Origin of the sequence: Paenibacillus sp. DMB5, from assembly GCF_001517085.1 — a bacterium.
Taxonomy (GTDB): Bacteria; Bacillota; Bacilli; order Paenibacillales; family Paenibacillaceae; genus Paenibacillus_AQ.
In genome coordinates this window covers 1-20,694 of sequence record NZ_LRAC01000124.1, presented here as the reverse complement: position 1 = coordinate 20,694, position 20,694 = coordinate 1, and the positions used below count along the sequence as shown (strand labels likewise).

Here is a 20,694-nt window from a genome sequence, read left to right as displayed (position 1 = left end):
CGGCCGTACCGGATTAGTGAAAAAAAGTACTATTAAATTTGAAAAAAATAATGACTTTCAGCACCAAAAAAACGACTAAAGTACCATAAACCCCAAAAAGAAAGCGTTATCATAATGCTGTAACCAAGACGTGAAATACCCGGGAGTGCTTACTGGCTTGGATTACCGTTCATCTGATTCGGAATCTTGAAAGGAAGTGTATATTGTGGGGCAGATTGCAAACAGAAATATGATCAAAGAGCAAAAGGCTGTCAGTAAAGCGGAGAGAGAGAAAAAGTACCGCCGCGCAAAAGCCTGGCAGATCGCGGTCTATCCGATTGGCGGCTTCGGCCATAATGCCTTTATGTTCCTTATGGGCCTGGTATCCTATTATGCTGCCGGCATAGTCGGGCTGGGCACAGTGGTCGCTTCATTAATTATTACCGGCTCGCGGGTTATGGATGCCATTACAGATCCGGTCATGGGCATTCTGCTGGATAAAACCAACGGAAGATTCGGCAAGGTCAGACCTGCACTGGCAGTTGCCTACCTTCTTATGGCCTCTTCAACGCTGCTGCTGTTTTTTACCAATCACCTTGTTCCTGACGGCTTTAAGATCATCTATTTTATCCTGCTGTACTCTGTGTTTATTATCGGGTACGCCATGTCGCAGATTGCGCTGAATATCGGAAATGCCGTTATTACAAATGATCCGGAGCAGCGCCCGCTGTTCGGCGGTCTTACGATGATTTATACGATGGTCTTTTACACAGGCGCCTCCGTCTACCTGTCTTTATATTTAACCGGTAAATATGGCGGATATACGCATGTCGGGCTGTTTCAGGAAATGACGATCTCTACCGTAATCATTGCAGGTATCGCCTATATGCTTGCCATAATCGGAATCGCCTCCAAAGACCGCACAGAACATTACACCACAGGCAACAACCACAAAGCCATTAAAGTAAAAGAGATCTGGCCGCTCCTGAAGAGCAACCGGCCGCTGCAGATGTATGTCATTGCCGCCTCAATCGATAAGCTCAGCCTGCAGATTGCCGGAAACCAGATTGTAAACGTTATGCTGTTCGGCATCGTCATCGGTAATTACAGCCTGCTGGGAACGACAAACGCCATCGGCATGATTCCGAATATTCTGGTGCTGATGTTCGGAATCCGTTATTCGATGAAATTCGGCTCGAAAAAAGGCTTTGTCATTGCCACCTGGGCCTGCATCGTCAGCTATAGTCTGTTATTGCTGCTGCTGTGGCTGGGTGATCCTAATCAGATCCGGACGGACAACATGGGCTTTATGACGATCAGCTTTATGGTGCTGTATCTGGTCGGCGGAGCTGTGCGGTATGTAGGTTCTGGCCTGATGATGCCGATGCTGGCGGATGTTATTGACTACAGCGCTTATAAATCCAATCATTATGCCCCAGGCCTAATCTCTTCTGTATACGCATTCATTGATAAAGCGGTATCCTCGCTGCAGCAGACCTTTGTCGGAATTATGCTCGCTTTTATCGGATTTAAGACCGCATTTCCTGATGTGGATACCCCGTACTCCGGCAAAATCTTCTGGATGACGATGTTCCTGGCGAGCGGCGTGATGCTAGCAGCATGGATCATTTCCCTGATTGCTATGCGGTTCTACGAGCTGGATAAGGAGCGTATGGCCGAAATACAGGAAGAGCTGGAGGCACGGCGTAAAGCCGCACAAATCTAGAGTTGGAAGGGAGAATGGAACATGGCAAATTTCTCAAGTGTAAAAGATAAAGTTGTAATTGTAACAGGCGCTGCCGACGGATTGGGTGAGGCGATTGCAAAGTGTTATGCGGAGAACGGAATGAAGGTGGTTGTAACCGATATCAATGCTGAAAAGGGCAGACAAACGGTGAAGCAGATGAGGAAGCAGGGCGGGGATGCCTCCTTTTTCCAGGCTGATGTCAGCAGCGAGCAGGAAGTTGTGGATATGATCGAGTTTACAGTTAACGCCTACGGCCGGCTGGACGGTCTGGTAAACAACGCTGGGATTGCCGCCCCCAACCGGCCGCTGCATGAATACTCGGCAGAGGAATTTGACCGGGTAACCTCTGTAGATTTAAAAGGGGTGTTCCTGGGCATGAAGCATGGCGTAGAAGCGATCCTGAAGTCCAAATCGCCCGGCGGCTTTATCGTCAATATTGCTTCCCTGGCCGGCATATTGGGCAACAGTTCAATGGGGCTGTATACCTCTTCCAAGCACGGGGTTGTAGGCCTGACAAAGAGTGCAGCTCTCGACTATGCACCGTACAATATTACTGTAAACACCATCTGCCCAGGCACCTTCCGGACGGCGATCTGGGGGCAGGCGACTGAAGCAGTCATTCAGGATTTTGCCGCGATCATCTCCCCGAACGCAAAGCTCGGCGATCCGCGCGAAATCGGCCATCTGGCCCTGTTCCTGGCATCTGATCTGGCAAGATATATAAGCGGTGCCGCCATTCCTATAGATGCCGGTGCCAGTGCGGGCAAGCTGACCCCGGCGAAGTGGGAGCGGCCGGAGATTCTGGAATAGGCGGAGAGGAAGTCTGCGGAGGGGCAGAGGCCAGTCAATATAGTAGAGGAGTTTTAAGAGGAGTTCTATTGCACTTAGAATGGAATTTTCAGCAGTAAAGTATGGAATCTGTTGTACGAAATACAATCACACCGCAGGATGCCGTGCATTACGTGCATAATTTGATAATCAGCATTAAAAGCTATGCAGATCAAATATACAGCCGGGCCCATCAGGGTCCGGCTTCCGGCATTTTTTTAACGAAAGAAAGATCATGAATTTACCCCCAAAAACACTTAAAAACACCTGTGTTTTTATTGACTCATAATAGTATATTTCAAGTAGAAGGACGCAAGGCTGGTCACATCCTGTATTATAAACGGATCACTAACAAAGGCAGGTCACCTATGAAACGAAATCACTGGATGCACAAATGGGTTGTCAGAGTACGAAACATGAAGCTGCAAAATAAGCTGATGCTGGGATATGTACTGGTGTGTGTTATTCCACTTTCATTTGTAAGCGCGTTCATCTTTCAGCAGTCAGCCAGAGGCCTGGAGGACTCCTCCGAAGAGTTCGCTTCACTGTATACGTCGCAGATCCGGACAACCTTAAATGAATTTCTCAAAGAATACGAAGAGGTTACGAAATCGGTGCTGGTCGATAACGATATTATTTACAGTCTCGGCGAGACCGGTAAGCTGCCTTTTGAGAAGGTCATTGACCAGCGTCTGGCGGTGCAGCGGCTTTTGATGAGGTTAGCTTTGCTTAAATCTGAAATGAGCAGTGTGATGCTGGTCAGCAGGGATGACAGTGTATATCAGTTTAGTAATTCAACCAACAAGGTTGATGAAAAGGAGCTGCTCGTCCAGGAGTGGTATACGAGGCTCCGGGACTCCGGCGAGACCTTCTTTATAACCGGCCTGCATGACCGTTCCTATTATGAGGATAAAGAGGAGGGTGCGGTAGTGACTGCGGGAAGGGTGCTGTTCAGCTCGGACGGAGCCTATGCGGGTATGCTGCTGATTGATCTCGATCCGTTCACCCTGCTGCAGCTCGATCATGAGTTCATTCTTGCCCGGGACAAATATGGGATCAGTGTAGTCATAACGAACCTGCAGCAGCAGATTGTCTACCACTCGGATGCGGCCAGCGGAAGGCTGTCCTGGAAGCAGCTGCTTGATTCAAGCGGCGATTATCTGCAGGACAAGGGAGACAAGGATCATATTGTACTGCTCAGCAGTACTGACCGGGAGGAGCTGCTTATCCGGACAGAAATTCCCCGCTCCATGCTGCTGCAGCGGATTAATCAGATCAAAGGCATGACCGTCGTTGTCATTCTGACAAGCTGTCTGGTCATCATGCTGTTCTCCTTCGGTCTGAGCTATACGATAACGAGGCCGATTAAGGCGCTGCGCAGAAGCATGAAGCAGGCTGAAGTGGGACAATATCTGGCGATCGAAAAAGAACAGGGCGGCGATGAGATCGGCAGTCTTGTGCACAGCTACAACAAAATGATTATAACGATCCGCACGCTGATCGAGGATGTATACATCGGGGAAATCAAGCAGCGCCAGGCAAAATTGATCGCACTGCAGAATCAGATCAATCCCCATATGCTCTACAATACGCTGGAATCGATCCGGATGAAGGCCTTGGTTAAGGATGACGACGAAACGGCAGACATGATAAAAATATTGGCCCGCATGTTCCGGCTGACCCTGAATAAAGAGGGCAGGCAGCATTCCATCAGGCATGAGCTGGAATATACTGCGAATTATCTGCAGCTGCAGAATATCCGGTTTGATCACTCTTTCAGACTTGAGCTGGACATTCCTGATGAAATGCTGGATTGCAGCATCATTCCTCTTGTATTCCAGCCGATTGTGGAAAACAGCATTAATCACGGATTTGAAGACTACAGCCGGATTATGACCATTACCATAGCTGGCCATTGGACGGAGGAGGGGGAAATGCTGCTGCGGATAACGGATGACGGTGCCGGTATGAGCTCGGACAAACTGGCACAGCTGCTTGCTGCTCTGGAGGGGGCAGATTCTCATAAGTACAAGCTTGAGGAGGATCATGATCAGCCCGAGAAGGGACTTGGTCTGCAAAATATCGCAGAACGCATCAAGCTGCATTATGGCGAGAAATATTATCTGACAATTGTTACCGGAATACAGGATGGGACTTCCATTGAAATCCTGATTCCGGGAAGCGGGAGGGACCTGGGATGAAAATTGTTGTGATCGATGATGAGAAGGGCATTGTGGAGGGCATTAAAAAGCTTATCGGGCGCTATCTTCCCGATTGCAGGGTAGCCGGCACGGCATACAATGGGCTTGAAGGCTATGAGCTGATCCGGCGGCTGCAGCCGGACATTGCCATTACAGACATCCGCATGCCCAAAGCAGACGGGCTGGATATGATCAAAATGGCAGTGGACGCCGGTATAAAAACGAAGTTTATCCTGCTGAGCGGCTATGCCGATTTTGAGTATGCACGAAGAGGAATGAAGCTGGGTGTACAGTTTTATATCAACAAGCCTGTTGAGGAAGAGGAGCTGCGCAGCAGCGTGAACCAGGTGATAGAGGCGATCCAAGCTGACAGGCTTCGAACGCAAAAGCTGGATGAGCTGAAGCATGAGGTCAGCACCCGGATGCAGGAGGAAACACTGCGCGACATTATCGATACAGGCCCTGAGCATACAGAGCTGGAGGCAGAGCTGCTGCACGAAGCGCAGATTCCTACAGCAGGAATCTGGTTCACCTCCGTTCTTCTGGATTTCAGCGGCAGCGCCGGGCAGCTCAAAGAGACAGGCTTCCAAACGGTATTACAGCTGATTGACCTGACGCTCCGGCACTATCATAAAGTGTACCGCTTCCGTTACATGGGGCCGCAGATAGCGGTGGTCATAGCCCACAATAGTACGATTCCGTACGTCCGTCTGCTGCATGCGGTGCAGGGCTTGAAGCAGGCCTTGGCCTCAGAACTGAGTTTGCAGGCGAGCATCGGCATCGGAACAGTCTACAAGCGGGCTTCAGGAATCAGCCAGTCCTTCGAGGAAGCACGTAGCGCTCTGAGCTACAAGGTGATTAAGGGAGGGGAGCCGGTGATCTCCTACAATGAGATTATGAAGCTTACCGGCTGCAGCCAGCCGGTCCCTGAAGAGCTGATTATCAGGCTGGAAGAAGCTCTGGATAACATGAACGAGGAGGAATGCATAGCCATTATCAAAGAGATATTCCGAGTGATGGCTGAAGGGCCCGGAATGAATCCGGCGGAGCTGCAGCAGTCGTGCCTGAATATTCTGCTGTCCAGCATCCGGAAGCTGTCCTTCCAGCAGCTGCAGCAGAATGAGCTGGTGGGCCGGCATATTCTCTCCCTGGAGGGCATATCCCGGTTTCAGACACTGGAATATCTGGAGGAATGGATGATCCAGGTCATCCGCGGAGTGATTGCCTTTAAGGCGGAGCATGATCTATCCCGCAAAAAAGACGTCATTTCGGAGATAAAGGCGTATGTAACCAAGCATTACAATGAGCAGATCAGCCTGGCTGATCTGGCCGCGAGGTTCTTCATCAGCCCGTATTATTTGAGCCAGCTGTTTAAGCGGAAGACGGGCGGAAACTATCTGAATTTCCTGACGCAAATCCGGATCGGCAAGGCAAAGGAGCTGCTGGAAAATACCGATCTGAAGGTCTATGAGATCTGTCAGATGGTTGGCTATACGGATACCCAGCATTTTGCCAGAATGTTCGAGAAGCTGACCGGCTGCAAGCCGAGAGAGTTCCGGCGGAATTTGCCGGGCGGCTGATCAAGGGGGAAAACCACTTCCTGCGGGAGTGGTTTTATCTTAAAAATAGCATGTTTTAACTTAAAAATGTCTGATTGTAGAGCAGTGGTGCAAATTATAATATTGCTATTGTAAGCGGATTCAATAAACAGCCTGTTAAGGGGGAGAAACATGAAATTTAAAAAGATCGGGTTAATGCTGGCAACCGGTGCCCTGGCCATTACCACTGTAACCGCTTGTGGCGGTAACAACAATGCCGGGAATTCTGCATCTGGCAACCAGAACCAGAATCAGAGCGGAGATCAGAACCAGAGTGCTGCCGGAGACGAGATTGTAGACATCGAGGTCTGGGGCACCAACATCGGCTACAAGCCGATTGAAAAGGGCAGCAAGTTGTATGAATTTTATAAGGAGAAGCTTGGCGTCGGCGTCCTTCATCCATATGTGGAGTGGAACGGGGGGACGAATTACCTGAACCAGCTGAACCTGAAGATTGCCGCCAACGAAATGCCGGATCTGTTCCTGCCGCAGCAGGGCCTGGAAGACAGCCTGGCGAAAAATGGTGCACTTGCCGATCTGACAGATCTGCTGCCGGAATACGCACCGAACCTGTGGAATGCCATCCCGCAGGACATGTGGGATATCGTCAAAGCCAATGACCCTACCGGCCAGGGCAAGATCTATTACATCCCGGGGATGGTGGACTACGGAAGATATGCCGGTATGATCCGCCAGGATTGGCTCGACAAGCTGGGCCTGCAGATGCCGACAACCCAGGAGGAATACGAAAAAGTTCTGATTGCATTCCGGGATCAGGATCCGAACGGTAACGGACAGCAGGATGAGCTGCCTACAGGCGGACGGGAGCAGGCACGCTGGATGGACCATCTGTTCGCAATGTATGGTGTAGCGATGTTTGAGGGCTATCCGGACTGGGATATCTATGACGGTGAGTTGACCTACTCTGCCGTAACCCCGAACATGAAGGCTGCGCTGGAGTATATGGCCAAGCTGTATCAGGAAGGCCTCATGGACAAGGAATCGCTGCTGAATTCCAAGGATAAGTGGGACGGCAAAATCCATGCCAATAAAGTCGGAAATTACTTCCACTGGGTTGAATCCGGCTATCTGCCTCTGGAAAATCTGTTCAAGAACACAGGGGTAAAGGCTGAATTTACAGTACTGCCGGTTCCAAAGGTTGAGGGCTATGAAGGCTTCTATACATGGAAACGTTTCACGCCTCCTGCCTGGGTAGTGAAGAACAACAAAGACGAGAAGAAGCTGATGGCTACCCTGAAGCTGCTGAACAATATGTATGATCCGAAGGTCTGGAAGGACTTGTATCTCGGAGTAGAAGGCATGCACTATACGATGAAGGATGGCCAAGCAACCAGGCTGCCGGATGACAAGAGTACACAGGAGAATCTGATTCTTGATCCGTATGCCAAAATATCTACGCTTGATTTCATGATGGATCTCAACAAGAGCACAGCCTCCGAAGACCGGATGTGGGCAATTGACCAGGTGAACCGCAATATGCAGGAAGCTCAGAAATATGCCAAGGTGATCGCCGGTGACGGTATGCCGGCCAGCGTATACGACGGCTATCCGGATATTAACAACCGTACACTCTATGTAGAGTATGCAAGCAAAATTATCCTTGGACAGTATCCAATCAGCAAATTTGACGAGTTTGTCGAAAAGTGGAACCAGTCCGGCGGCGAAGAGGTAACCAAGCGGGCCAGAGAATGGTACGCGAAGATCAAGAAATAGGCGCTATTGCTGCAAAAGTCCGCCCGGCGTCTGCTGCCGGGCGGACTTATTTTATGATCAAGGAGAGTGGAGCTACGTGGCTTATCTATGCAATCCGCTAAACATCGAATACAAATATCAGATAGTTGAGTTTATGGGCAAGAGAGGGGCATTCAGGGAAGCAGCTGATCCTACCCTGATTATTTTTCACGGGGAGTACTATCTGTTTCCGTCCATGACTGCGGGATTTCTGACAAGCCCTAATTTGGTCGAATGGACCTTCCATCCGCTGGAGGGTGTGCCTGTATACGACTACGCTCCTGATGTGTTGGTTGTTGGGGACTATCTGTATTTCTCCGCCTCGGACAAGTCCAAAAACTGCTCATTCTACAGAACCAAAGATCCGGTAAACGGTGAATTTGAAGAAATAACAGGGAGCTTTCCGTTCTGGGATCCTAACCTGTTCCAGGATGAGGACGGAAGACTGTATTTCTACTGGGGATGCTCCAACGTTACGCCTATTTACGGCGTAGAGCTTAATCCCGTGGACATGCAGCCGTTATCAGACCCCATTGCCCTTATTCATGGAAACCCCGGTCAGCTGGGTTATGAAAGAAAGGGCGAAAATCATATTGAGGATGGAACCGCTCCTTATATTGAAGGAGCATGGATGGATAAGCATAACGGGACCTACTATCTGCAATATGCCAGTCCGGGTACGGAGCATAATATTTACTCGGATGCGGTCTATATTTCGGATAAACCGCTTGGCCCGTTCAGGCTGGCAGACAATAATCCTTTCTCCTATAAGCCGGGCGGCTTTATGCCGGGAGCCGGGCATGGCTCTACACAGGGAGACCATTACGGCAATCTGTGGCACATCTCCACAATGCGGATCAGCATGAGCCACTTGTTTGAGAGAAGGATAGGCTTGTGGCCGGCGGGGTTCGACCGTGACGGAGAGCTGTTCTGCAACCAGCGCTTCGGCGATTGGCCATACAGGCTGGAACAGAGGCGGATGGACCCGTGGAGCAGTCCCGAATGGATGCTGCTCTCTTACAACAAGCCGGCCGCAGCTTCTTCCTCAGAGCAGGGATATGAGCCATCCAAGGCGGCAGATGAAAATGTACAGACCTGGTGGAGAGCCGGCTCCAGCCAGCCGGGGGAGTGGCTGGAGCTGGATCTGAAGCAGGAATGCAGCGTACATGCGGTGCAGATCAATTTTGCGGATGACCGGCTGCAGGTTGACCTTCCGGCAGGAGCAGTGCTGCAGAAGAACCGCTATATTGTCCGGGAGCGGTTCTTCACCCGCTGGCTACTGGAAGGCTCGCGGGACGGCGAGGAGTATTTTGTAATAGAGGACAAGACAGAGGCTGCTACAGATCTGCCGCATGATCTGATTGTGCGGGAAGAAGGAATCACAGCCCGGTTTATCCGGTGCACCGTGTTGGAGCTGCCGTTCGGCCAGCAGGCCTGCATATCCGGGTTCAGAGTGTTCGGGAAGGGGACGGGAGAGCTGCCTGAACAGACTGACGGAGTAGTGACCGTGCTGGAGAATAAGCTTGATCTTCACGTACGCTGGAACGGGAACAAGGCTACAGGCTACAACGTGCTCTGGGGTTATGCTGCGGACAAGCTCTATCACAGCCACATGGTATTTGGGGGCAATGATGTAATGATCGGTGCACTGATCACTGACCAGCCGGTATATGTGCGAGTAGACGCGTTTAATGAAATGGGGATCACAGAGGGCCGGATACACCGGGCGGTCTAGCCGAAGGCGGCTGTCTTCATTCTGTTGAAAATGACCCTGAATGAACTTAAAAACACCCAATTGAGACGTTTTCGGACCGGGCATATAGTTAGATTGTAAACGAATTCAACTACTGGATATTGGGGGGAACACATTGAAATTTATTGCATCTCATCAACTGAAGGTGTACTGGCCGCTGTATGTCATGGCGATCCCGGGAATGATCTTTCTGATCGTCTTCAAATTCATTCCGCTGGCTGGTGCTGTAATCGCCTTCAAAGACTATTCCGTATTTCAGGGGTTTATAGACAGCCCCTGGGCAGGGTTTAAACACTTCGAAACCCTGCTGAAGCATCCGGATTTCCTGCGGGTATTCAGCAACACGCTGCTGCTGGGCCTGTTCAAGCTTACCATTGTATTTCCGATTCCTGTCCTGCTGGCGATGATGATCAATGAGATCCGGAAATCGGCGCTTAAAAAAGGAATTCAGACTGCGCTGTACATTCCGCATTTTCTCTCCTGGGTTATCGTAGGCGGTATTCTCTTCGATTTCTTTTCCTTAAGCGGAATGTTTAATATTGTCCTCGGATGGTTCGGCAGCGAGCCTGTCCTGGCTATGCAGGAAAGCGCATACTTCCGGCCGATTTATGTACTCGCCTCCATCTGGAAGGATGCAGGCTGGGGCACCGTCGTCTATATGGCGGCCATCAGTGCGATTGATCCGCAGCTCTACGAATCAGCGATGATCGACGGGGCCTCACGATTCCGGCAGATCCGGCATATCACCTTCCCGATTCTTCTGCCTACGGTGCTTGTCCTGTTCCTGCTGGATATCGGGAACTTCCTGGATCTCGGCTTCGATCAGGTCTACAACCTGCTGACGCCGATGACCTACAATGTCGGGGATATTCTTGATACCTATGTATTCCGCACAGGTATTCAGCAAGGGCAATACAGCTTCGCAACGGCAGTAGGCCTGTTCCAGTCCGTTATCGGATTTATAATGGTCTACACCTTCAACAAGCTGTCTAAAAAGGTTTCAGACGGGGGGCTCTGGTAAGATGCTTACATCAAGAAGCGAAAAATTATTTGTAGGAGTAATCACCGGGCTGCTCATTCTTTTCTCGGTTGTGGCCCTGATTCCGCTGGTGTCCGTTATTTCAACTTCGTTAAGCTCGAAAAGTGCTGTGGACATGAACCTGGTCACACTGTGGCCGAAGCAATTTACGTTTGACTCCTGGAGTTATATTATCGACCGTCCCGACCTGTGGAAATCATTCTTTTTAACTCTTACCACAACGCTCATCGGTACGGTGCTGGCCCTGCTGATGACCGCCTTGTTCGCTTATCCGCTGTCCAAGCCGGAATTCCGCTGGGGCTCGGTCATTATGATGGCCGTTGTTATCGCCATGATCTTTAAAGCCCCGATTTTGCCTTACTTCCTGACGGTACGCGGCATCGGCCTGTATGATAATCCGCTGGTGCTGATTATCCCGCATATCCTGAATCCGTTCAATCTGATCATTATGCGGACCTTCTTCAAGCAGTTCTCCAAGGAGCTGGAGGAAGCGGCCTTCCTGGAGGGCTGCGGATATTTCCGGATGCTGTTCCAGTTCGTGCTTCCGCTGTCCAAGGCAGTGCTTGCTACGCTTGCCTTGTTCTACGGCGTGGTGCTGTGGAATCAGTTCCAGCATCCGCTGTTCTTCCTGCAGGACACCAGCTGGTTCCCGCTGCAGATCAAGATCCGCCAGTTCATTACCGACGACAGCGTGATTATGGCAGGTGCCGCTTCAACAGCCAATCTGAATTACAACGAGCGCACGTTAAGAGCGGCAACCGTAATTTTTGCGATTGTTCCGATTATTGTGGTGTATCCGTTCCTACAGAAGTATTTCGTTAAAGGTGCAATGATCGGTTCGGTAAAAGGATAATTAGGTGAAAAGTATCAGTCTGCGAATCTAGTCTGCAGGAGGTCATTATGAACAGACGTATAACGGAAGTGCTCCAGGGCAGGGAAGAGAATTATATTCTTCCGTTTCTCTGGCAGCACGGGGAAGAAGAAGGCGTGATCCGGGAGGAAATGGCCCGGGTCCACGAATCGGGAATCGGGGCGGTCTGCATCGAGGCCCGGCCGCATCCGGATTTTCTCGGACCGAAGTGGTGGCTGGATATGGACATTATTATGGATGAAGCACGCAAGCGCGGAATGAAGGTCTGGCTGCTGGATGATGACCATTTTCCGACCGGACATGCGGCAGGAAAGGTGAAGGAGGCGCCGGAGGAGCTGCATCGCAGATTCCTGGGCGAACGTTATATTGATACGGCCGGCCCTGCCCCGGGAGCATCCGTGCTGGTCGATACTCTGCTGCTGACCGGACTGCGGCCGACGATCTCTCTGCGGCAGAACGCTGGCGGCCGGAATAAGTTGATCTCCGTTGCCGCTGTCCGCCGCGATTCGGCAAGCGGAGCATTGCTTGAGGAAGCCATAGACCTCACCGAACGCGTGCGGGAAGGTGTTCTATACTGGGATATTCCTGAAGGGTACTGGCGGGTCTTTGTCATTTCAGAGGATAAGCAGGGCGGAAGCGAGAAGCAGGCGGATTACTTGAACCCGCTGGACCGGGATTCCGTCCGTATCCTACTGGATACCGTTTATGAGGCTGTCTATGAGCGGTATAAGGAAGATTTCGGGCAGACCTTTGCCGGCTTTTTCTCGGATGAACCGGGCTTTTACAATGACAAGACAACATTTGATTTCGAATCCCGTCCGGGCAAAGCCGGCGTATCGCTTCCCTGGAGCAGTGATATGCCGGCCCTGCTGGAGCAGGCTTTGGGCGGGGATTACCGCAAGCAGCTGCATCTGCTATGGCATGATGAGGGTGAGCAGGCTGATAGGGTCCGGTACAGCTACATGAATATTGTCAGCAGGCTGTATGCGGAGAACTTCTGCAACCAGATCGGGGAGTGGTGCAGGGCGCGCGGGGTGGAGTATATCGGGCATGTGCTTGAAGACAACAATGTTCACGCCAGACTCGGTCCCGGCGCCGGACATTTCTTCCGGTCCATGTGGGGACAGGATATGTCGGGCCTGGATGTAGTGCTGTGGCAGATCGTTCCCGGCTTTGATGAAGTGTCGTTCCGCTCGGCTTCCGGGGTGACGGACAGCGAATTTTTCCACTATGGACTTGCCAAGCTGGGGGTATCGCTCGGACATATCGATCCGAAGAAGCAAGGCCGGACGATGTGTGAGGTATACGGGGCTTACGGATGGACGGAAGGTCTGAAGCTAATGAAGTGGCTTACCGATCATATGCTGGTCCGCGGCGTGAACCGGTTTGTTCCCCATGCCTTTACTCAGAAGCCATTCCCGGACCCGGATTGCGGTCCGCATATGTATGCCGGAGGGAAGAATCCGCAATACCGCTATTACGGTTATCTGAACCGGTACATTAACCGGATCAGCCACCTAATCTCAGGCGGAAGACATGTGGCAACCGCAGCCGTCCTGTACCATGCGGAAGCGGAGTGGTCAGGGGAAGCGATGTATTTTCATAAGCCGTTAAAGGTCCTGCTGCAGCATCAGATCGACTGTGAGGTGCTTCCGGCTGATGTTCTGCTGGATGAGGCGAAGATTAATGACAGTAGGCTGCATGTTAACCTTGAGGATTATCAGTGCCTGATTATCCCGTATGCGGAGGCGCTCCCGGCGGAGCTGCTCCGGCAGCTGGCGGATTATGCCGGGCTTGGCCTGCCTGTGTACTTTATAAATGGGCTTCCAGTACGTTCCAGTGAAGGTGCAGATGTGTCCGCTGCGCTATCATTCCTTTCTGCTTGCCCGAATGTGAAGATTAGCGGATTAAGCAGGCTTGCGGACGGGCTTACAGCCGCTGGCTATTACGAAATTAAGGCATACGGGTACGAGCCGTATCTGCGGAATTACCATTATGTACATGAGGATGCGGATGTCTTTATGTTCTTTAATGAAAGCCCGCATAAAGTCATCTCCACGAAAGTTACCCTGCCGCTTACGGGAGAGGGCGAGGTATATGGTTATGACGCTTTCCGCAACCAGCTGACGCTTATGGAGGCAGGAGGCGAATCAGGAGCAAAAACCGTGGAGCTTGTGCTGCATCCGTATGAATCCATCGTGCTGCTGCATGGCGCTGCGCTTGCCGGTTGTTCTGCTGAACGGGCATGGACTGCGGACGGGCAGCGGCTTACACTGCAGGGCGAATGGACGGTTTCCACAGCCGTTTCGGAGTCCTATCCTGCGTTTAACGCGCCGGTCACGTTAAAAACGTTGCAAAATATGAGCGCACCGGATATGCTGCCGGACTTCTCGGGTACTTTCCGTTATGAGACGGAGTTCGAGTGGGATGATTCCGCTGACAGTGTATTGCTTGAGCTGGGGGAGGTCTACGAAACGGCGGAAGCTTGGATTAACGGCCAGCGTGCAGGTCTGTGTATCTGCCCTCCGTACCGGATGGAGGTAACAGGGGCCATCCGCCAAGGAACCAATACGCTCGTAGTTGAGGTTACCAATACGCTGTCCAAGGATCAGCAGGATTTCCTGTCCGCCTTTGCCCAGCAGGACCCGAGCGGGCTGATCGGCCCGGTGACAGTAACGCCGCTGCGGCGTCCGGTAAAGGAGGCTTAGGGATGAACGTCATTACAAATCCTGTACTGTGCGGATTTAACCCTGATCCGTCGATTGTCCGGGTAGAGGATGATTATTATATTGCCACGTCCACTTTTGAATGGTTTCCGGGTGTGCAGATTCACCACTCCAGGGATCTCGTGAACTGGAGGCTGCTGAAACGGCCGCTGGACCGGATATCCCAGCTGAACATGGCGGGCAACGGGGACTCCGACGGCGTATGGGCACCCTGTCTGACCTATGACAACGGTCTGTTCTATTTAATTTATACCGATGTGAAGTCGCACAAGGGTGCTTTCAAGGATACCCATAATTATCTGGTGACCGCTGCCAGCATAGAAGGGCCGTGGTCCGAGCCGGTCTATCTGAACAGCAGCGGATTCGACCCGTCCCTGTTCCATGATGAGGACGGCCGGAAATGGCTGCTTAACATGCGCTGGGATTTCCGCAAGGGAAAGAACAAATTCGGGGGCATCGTTATCCAGGAATATGCAGAGGCAGAGGGACGCTTGATTGGCCCGGTTACGACGATTTTTGAAGGTACGGAGATCGGCTTTACGGAAGGCCCGCATGTGTATAAGAAGGACGGTTATTACTACCTGCTTACCGCAGAAGGCGGAACGAGATACCGGCATGCTGTTACTGTGGCCCGTTCGGTTTCCCTGTTCGGACCATACGAGGTTGACCCGCATAACCCGATGCTGACCAGCAGCGGCCAACCGGAGCTGCTGCTCCAGAAGGCCGGTCACGGGTCACTTGTGGAAACGCAGTCCGGTGATTGGTATATGGCTCATCTATGCGCCAGACCTGTGGACGGATTTCACTGCATCCTGGGCCGGGAGACCGCTCTGCAGAAGTGTTACTGGGATGACGAGGGCTGGCTGCGCCTGGAAGGGGGCGGGAACAGCCCGTCGTCTCAGATTGCAGCGCCGGCTTTGCCACTGTACCCGTTTGAGCGGGAAGCGGAGCGGGATGACTTTGACGCACACCAGCTTGGAGACCAATGGAACACTCTGCGGATTCCGCCGGGTCCCGACTGGCTCTCGCTCAGCGAGCGGCCGGGCTTCCTGAGGCTGAAGGGAATGGAGTCCTTGAGCTCCTGCCACCGGCAGAGCCTGGTGGCCCGCCGGCAGCAGGCATTTAACATAGATATAGAGACGGTGGTTGAGTTCGCACCGGACAGCTTCCAGCAGATGGCGGGCCTCATTCTCTACTACAACACAGAGGACTATGTATACCTGCGGATCACACATCTGGAGCAGCACGGCAGAGTAATCGGGATTATCCGGTCCGACCGGGGAGTGTACGACGAGCTGCTTGAGGTTGATCTTCCGCTGCCGGATTCAGGTCCGGTGTATCTGAAAGCTGCAGTGAACCGGGAGACTCTGCAATTCTATTATGCGGTTGAAGCCGGTACCTGGTCACCTGCAGGCGGGGAGATCAACATCGCTCATCTCTCGGATGAGGCCAAGGAGCCGCTGCGGTTTACCGGAACCTTTGCGGGTGTATGTGTGCAGGACTTGGCGGGAACACGCAAGGCTGCTGACTTTGATTATTTTATATACAGGGAAATGGAGTGAGCGGGGTGTCGATTATACAGTTTCCTGAGGATTTCTGCTGGGGGGCGGCTACGGCTGCCTATCAGATTGAAGGAGCCTGGAATGAAGGCGGGCGCGCCCCTTCAATCTGGGATACCTACGCGCATACGCCCGGCAAGGTCCGGAATGGTGACAACGGGGATACCGCTTGCGACAGCTACCACCGTTATGAGGAAGATATCGCATATATGAAGGAGCTTGGCCTCCGCACTTACCGGTTCTCCATATCCTGGCCGCGGATTTTTCCGGACGGAACAGGTGAAGTGAACCGGGAGGGGCTGGATTATTATCACCGGCTAGTGGACAAGCTGCTGGAGAATGGGATTGAACCGTTCTGTACCCTGTACCACTGGGATCTTCCGCAGGCGCTTCAGGACACGGGCGGATGGAAGAAACGCGATACGATCGGGGCTTTTGTCCGGTACGCCGAAACGCTGTTCAAGGCCTTTGCCGGCAAAATAAAATACTGGACCACCTTCAACGAGCCGTGGTGCGTCTCCTTTAAAGCCCACTATATCGGCGATCTGGCTCCCGGCGAGCAGAATCTGCAGAGTGCGCTGGATGTGGCTCATCATCTGATGATCGCCCATGGCAGGGCGGTGCAGGCATTCCGTCGCTCCGGCGTCTCCGGGCAGATCGGTTACGCCCCGAATGTCAGCTGGCGCGAGCCGTTCAGCTCCGCGCAGGAGGACATCGCTGCCTGCCGCCGCAGAACAGGCTGGATGGTGGAGTGGTTTTTGGACCCTCTTTTCAAAGGCGAATATCCGGATTCCATGATCCAGGCTTTCGAGGTCCAGGGGGCGAAGGTGCAGATTCAGCCGGGCGATATGGAGGATATTACGCAGCCGATTGATTTTCTCGGAATCAATTATTATACAGGTTCGCTGGGACGCTATAAGCAGGGGAACGGCCTGTTTGAGCTGGAGGATATCGACGAGGGCTATGAGCGGACGGATTTCAACTGGCCGATTTATCCGCAGGGGTTATACAACGTATTGCTTCACATCAAGGAGCGTTATGGTCCAGTGCCCATATACATTACCGAAAACGGGGCCTGCTACGACGGCGATCCGGCCGGCGGTAGGCTTCAGGACGATAATCGTACCGAATATCTGAGAAAGCATCTGCTTCAGCTAAAGCGGGCGATGGATGACGGAGTACCTGTCAAGGGCTATATGGCCTGGTCGCTGCTGGACAACTTCGAGTGGGCTGACGGCTACAGCCGGCGCTTCGGGCTGATTCATGTGGATTTCAACACATTGAAGCGGACGCCGAAGGACAGCTTTTACTGGTATAAAAAAGTGATCGGGAACGGATGGCTGGAGGTCTGATCCCCTTCAAATTTCCTGTCCACACAAAAACACGCAGCGCTTAGCTGCGTGTTTTTGCTGTTTAAAATAGACTGCTCGTAACCTTATGCGTCAGATGCTCAATTCTCGGCTTCATCTGGGCATCGTCAATGGCGGACAGCTTGTCCGGCTTGAACAGCTGGATTTTTTTGAGCTGATAATAGTCCGTTAATACCTGCTCCACCGTCAGCTGATTGGTCATCAGATATTTAACATTCAACATTCCGCGCAGAAGCTCATCCTGCATAATGAGGATTTTACCGTTCAGATCATGAAAAAGGCCCCGCCGGATCCCCTCTTGATAGTAGGCCAGAATCTGCTCCTCCCGCTGCTGCATGCCTTCGTTAAACCGGCTGTACCACTCGGGATAGCTGGTTTCGAGGTCCTTCAGGAAGATCTCTGTAAAATAAACGGTCAGCGAGACAGACTGCTCAAACATTTGCTGAAACCGGATTCCGAAGCTCTCCTCGGACTCCGGCGGCGATGAAGCCAGCTGTTCAGTCATGTATGTAACAAAGCCTTCGACTATATAGCCGATAATCTCCTCTTTCGTTGAAAAATACTTATATAAAGTAGCCCGGCTGACCTCTGTTACTCTGGCGATTTCATCCATCCGCACGGATTGCAGCCCGTTTTTCCGTAGATAGGGCAGCAGCTTAGAGATTAGCCTGGAGCGTGTTTCTTTTATTTTATCCGAGTTGCTTACAGAATTGTTCAAAATCAAAACCCCCCTCATGCTGTATTATAACCTGATTTTTCATCAAATAGATTCTCTGTATACAAAATAGACAAAAAACACGAAAAGTGTTTACTTTGTATTATGTATGTGCTAAGCTATCTCTCGAAGCTAATCCATGAAAGAGAGGGAAACGGGATATGAAAACGCAGAAACTCGGAAATAGTGAGCTGGTCATTTCATCTATGGGATTGGGCATGATGGGGATGTCTCCGGGCATATACGGAACTGTAGATGATGAAGAATCGGTCAAAACGGTGCACCGCGCGCTGGAGCTGGGAGTTACGCTGCTGGATACCGCCGATACCTACGGGAATGGCCATAATGAGGAGCTGCTGGGCAAAGCCTTGAAGGGCCGGAGAGATCAGGCCGTAGTGGCTACCAAGTTTACGTTCGGGCCGAACTGGGAATTTATCGGAGGGCATCCGGATTATGTGAAAAAAGCTATCGATGAGAGCCTGCGCCGTCTCGGTCTAGATTATATCGACCTGTATTACCAGCACCGGGTGGATCCCAATGTGCCGATTGAGGAGACTGTAGGAGCAATGGCTGATCTCGTAAAAGCAGGTAAGGTCCGCTATCTGGGCCTTTCCGAAGCAGATGCTGCTAACATCCGCCGTGCGCATGCCGTGCATCCGATCTCTGCGCTGCAAACCGAATATTCCCTGTGGAGCCGTGGTGTGGAGGAAGAAATCATACCGCTTGTCAATGAGCTGGGGATTACCTTTGTCGCGTACAGCCCTTTAAGCAGAGGGTTCATCACCGGAGAGCTCCGGACTTATGAGGACTTCAAACCGGATGATATGCGCAGAATCCTGCCGCGCTTCCAGGGAGACAACTTCAAGAAGAATGTGGACATAGTAGACAAGCTCGGAGAAATTGCCGGAGAAAAGAACTGCTCGGTTGCCCAGCTCGCCATTGCCTGGACGATTGCCAAAGGTGCGGTACCGATTCCCGGAACCAAACGCCGGAAATATCTGGAGGAAAATGCCGGAGCGATTGATATTCAGCTTACTGCTGACGACCTGGCGCGGATTGACGCGGTCAGCCCTAATGCATTCGGCGGGCGTTATCCGGGTGCGGAGTAACCATTATTGAATATGGAATACGGCCGGTTCCCTTTCGGGTTCGCGGCTTTTTTTATTATAAGGGGATTACACAAGCGGCTTGAAGCGTGGCCTGTGTAATTTGTATGATAGCAGGAGTGGACCAATAATATATTTATGAATTGGAACTTAAAATGAGGCCAGTTTATTCATATAATGACTCAATATTACCAGCCTATTTCTGAAGGAGTGTAGACAGATGTTTCAAGGTTTATCCGCGTTTCCGCTTACCCCCTTAAATGAAACAGATATAAACGAAAAAGAGTTCATCCCTTTGATCGAACGTTTAGTATCAGCAGGAGTAGACTCGGTCGGAGTTCTGGGTTCAACCGGAAATTACGCTTATCTTACCCGGCCTAAGCGTGAACGGGTTTTACAGCTTGCTGTTCAGACAGCAGGTGGAGTACCTGTAATGACCAGTATAAGTGCGCTCCGGATGCTTGATGTACTGCATTTGGCAGAGGATGCGCAGCAAGCAGGAGCCAGTGCTGTCCTGTTATCTCCGGTATCGTATCAGCCTTTAACGGATGAAGAGGTTTTTTATCTGTATGAGCAAGTGACAAGCAACCTGTCCGTGCCGCTCTGTGTGTATGATAATCCGAATACGACACATTTTCGGTTCAGCGATGAGCTGCACGGCCGGATTGCTCGGCTTCCCAATGTCGCAGCCATCAAGATTCCCGGAGTTCCTGCCGGGGCAGAGGCAGCCGGATTGCGTATAAGGAATCTGCGTGAACTCGTTCCATCCCGTGTTGTGCTTGGCATAAGCGGAGATCCTTCGGCAGCAGCCGGTTTAAGGGCAGGCTGTGAGGTATGGTTCTCTGTGCTGGGCGGCCTGCTACCAAAAACTTGCCTGCATATGGCCCGTTTAGCCCAGGCCGGACGGGAGGAGGAGGCGGAGCAAATCTCAATGTTGCTCGAACCGCTATGGGCCTTATTCCGCCAACATGGCAGTCTGCGTGTTGCCTCGGCTATGGCACAGCAATTAGGCTTCATTTCAGAGCCGGCCCTTCCGCTTCCGCTGCTGCCGTTAAATTCATCTGTGAATGAGCAGCTGGCGGCAGTGTTAGGGGAGATTGCAGTGTTAGAAGGTTTACAGGATTAGAAAAAACTAGCCGGTCACAGTTCACTGTTCGCACACAAACAGCCGCTTCCTTGGGGAGGTGACTGTTTTTTTGTGTGGACGTATGCGTACCTGTCCGTACTAAGGCGAGAAGTCACTATCCGGCGCACCTGCCTGCAAACGAGCCTCGTTAAGGGGAAAAATCCCCTTGAATCGGCCCATCCATCCGCAAACGAGCCTCACCAAGGGGAAAAATCCCCTTGAATCTCCACAGCCCCCTAATACAGTTGGAGTCCTCCCCCACAAAAATATAGACTTAATACATGAGGAGGATGAGCACTATGGGAAAAATGTCCGAACAGAGAG

General features: G+C 51.8%; 14 protein-coding genes. 13 read left to right on the top strand and 1 reads right to left on the bottom strand.

From position 1 onward, the window contains the following. Window positions 1–205: 205 nt before the first annotated feature. The 11 genes from AWJ19_RS14970 to AWJ19_RS14920 all read left to right on the top strand — a co-directional run bounded on the left by AWJ19_RS14970 (window position 206) and on the right by AWJ19_RS14920 (window position 17,405). Window positions 206–1,705: an MFS transporter gene (locus AWJ19_RS14970; protein WP_082707907.1), complete on the top strand. Its 1,500-nt coding sequence runs from the start codon at window positions 206–208 to the stop codon at window positions 1,703–1,705. Between the two features lie 21 nt (window positions 1,706–1,726). Beyond that, window positions 1,727–2,536 (top strand): SDR family NAD(P)-dependent oxidoreductase, encoded by an 810-nt coding sequence (locus AWJ19_RS14965; RefSeq protein ID WP_068724908.1) that lies wholly within the window; start codon window positions 1,727–1,729, stop codon window positions 2,534–2,536. Window positions 2,537–2,922: 386 nt separating this feature from the next. Continuing rightward, on the top strand, window positions 2,923–4,755 hold the full coding sequence (locus AWJ19_RS14960; RefSeq protein WP_068724907.1) for a sensor histidine kinase: 1,833 nt from the start codon (window positions 2,923–2,925) through the stop codon (window positions 4,753–4,755). Then, on the top strand, window positions 4,752–6,335 hold the full coding sequence (locus AWJ19_RS14955; protein ID WP_068724905.1) for a helix-turn-helix domain-containing protein: 1,584 nt from the start codon (window positions 4,752–4,754) through the stop codon (window positions 6,333–6,335). Before AWJ19_RS14960 ends, AWJ19_RS14955 begins: the two co-directional genes overlap by 4 nt. Before the next feature lie 150 nt (window positions 6,336–6,485). After that, window positions 6,486–8,087 carry an ABC transporter substrate-binding protein gene (locus tag AWJ19_RS14950; protein ID WP_068724903.1) on the top strand — a complete coding sequence of 534 codons (1,602 nt, stop codon included), beginning with the start codon at window positions 6,486–6,488 and terminating at the stop codon, window positions 8,085–8,087. 76 nt (window positions 8,088–8,163) lie between these two features. Next, the gene (locus AWJ19_RS14945) at window positions 8,164–9,840 is read left to right on the top strand and encodes a family 43 glycosylhydrolase (RefSeq protein WP_198536576.1); all 1,677 of its coding nucleotides are present in this window, start codon (window positions 8,164–8,166) and stop codon (window positions 9,838–9,840) included. A gap of 133 nt (window positions 9,841–9,973) precedes the next feature. After that, on the top strand, window positions 9,974–10,879 hold the full coding sequence (locus AWJ19_RS14940; RefSeq protein WP_068724901.1) for an ABC transporter permease subunit: 906 nt from the start codon (window positions 9,974–9,976) through the stop codon (window positions 10,877–10,879). Between the two features lies 1 nt (window position 10,880). Further along, a complete protein-coding gene (locus AWJ19_RS14935; protein ID WP_068724899.1) occupies window positions 10,881–11,750 on the top strand; it encodes a carbohydrate ABC transporter permease in 870 nt (289 codons plus the stop codon). Window positions 11,751–11,797: 47 nt separating this feature from the next. After that, window positions 11,798–14,476 carry a glycosylhydrolase-like jelly roll fold domain-containing protein gene (locus AWJ19_RS14930; protein WP_068724897.1) on the top strand — a complete coding sequence of 893 codons (2,679 nt, stop codon included), beginning with the start codon at window positions 11,798–11,800 and terminating at the stop codon, window positions 14,474–14,476. Window positions 14,477–14,478: 2 nt separating this feature from the next. Then, window positions 14,479–16,056, top strand: a complete 1,578-nt coding sequence (locus AWJ19_RS14925) for a glycoside hydrolase family 43 protein (protein ID WP_068724896.1) — start codon at window positions 14,479–14,481, stop codon at window positions 16,054–16,056. Between the two features lie 5 nt (window positions 16,057–16,061). Then, window positions 16,062–17,405 carry a GH1 family beta-glucosidase gene (locus tag AWJ19_RS14920; protein ID WP_068724895.1) on the top strand — a complete coding sequence of 448 codons (1,344 nt, stop codon included), beginning with the start codon at window positions 16,062–16,064 and terminating at the stop codon, window positions 17,403–17,405. A 61-nt stretch (window positions 17,406–17,466) separates the two neighbouring features. Here the strand turns inward: AWJ19_RS14920 and AWJ19_RS14915 are convergent, their stop codons facing one another. After that, window positions 17,467–18,141, bottom strand: coding sequence for a TetR/AcrR family transcriptional regulator (locus AWJ19_RS14915; protein ID WP_241781761.1), 675 nt, complete (start codon window positions 18,139–18,141; stop codon window positions 17,467–17,469). Between the two features lie 158 nt (window positions 18,142–18,299). Between AWJ19_RS14915 and AWJ19_RS14910 the strand changes: the two genes are divergently transcribed. Both AWJ19_RS14910 and AWJ19_RS14905 read left to right on the top strand, forming a co-directional pair. Further along, complete coding sequence (locus tag AWJ19_RS14910) at window positions 18,300–19,247, top strand: aldo/keto reductase (protein WP_068724891.1); 948 nt, start codon at window positions 18,300–18,302, stop codon at window positions 19,245–19,247. Window positions 19,248–19,464: 217 nt separating this feature from the next. Next, the gene (locus AWJ19_RS14905) at window positions 19,465–20,370 is read left to right on the top strand and encodes a dihydrodipicolinate synthase family protein (protein WP_068724890.1); all 906 of its coding nucleotides are present in this window, start codon (window positions 19,465–19,467) and stop codon (window positions 20,368–20,370) included. Window positions 20,371–20,694: the final 324 nt, after the last annotated feature.

Bases quoted from the DNA above. Each gene is read 5' to 3' on its own strand.
- AWJ19_RS14950 (WP_068724903.1), top strand. From the start codon at position 6,486: ATGAAATTTAAAAAGATCGGGTTAATGCTGGCAACCGGTGCCCTGGCC.
- AWJ19_RS14965 (WP_068724908.1), top strand. From the start codon at position 1,727: ATGGCAAATTTCTCAAGTGTAAAAGATAAAGTTGTAATTGTAACAGGC.
- AWJ19_RS14925 (WP_068724896.1), top strand. From the start codon at position 14,479: ATGAACGTCATTACAAATCCTGTACTGTGCGGATTTAACCCTGATCCG.
- AWJ19_RS14960 (WP_068724907.1), top strand. From the start codon at position 2,923: ATGAAACGAAATCACTGGATGCACAAATGGGTTGTCAGAGTACGAAAC.
- AWJ19_RS14935 (WP_068724899.1), top strand. From the start codon at position 10,881: ATGCTTACATCAAGAAGCGAAAAATTATTTGTAGGAGTAATCACCGGG.
- AWJ19_RS14955 (WP_068724905.1), top strand. From the start codon at position 4,752: ATGAAAATTGTTGTGATCGATGATGAGAAGGGCATTGTGGAGGGCATT.
- AWJ19_RS14905 (WP_068724890.1), top strand. From the start codon at position 19,465: ATGTTTCAAGGTTTATCCGCGTTTCCGCTTACCCCCTTAAATGAAACA.
- AWJ19_RS14930 (WP_068724897.1), top strand. From the start codon at position 11,798: ATGAACAGACGTATAACGGAAGTGCTCCAGGGCAGGGAAGAGAATTAT.
- AWJ19_RS14910 (WP_068724891.1), top strand. From the start codon at position 18,300: ATGAAAACGCAGAAACTCGGAAATAGTGAGCTGGTCATTTCATCTATG.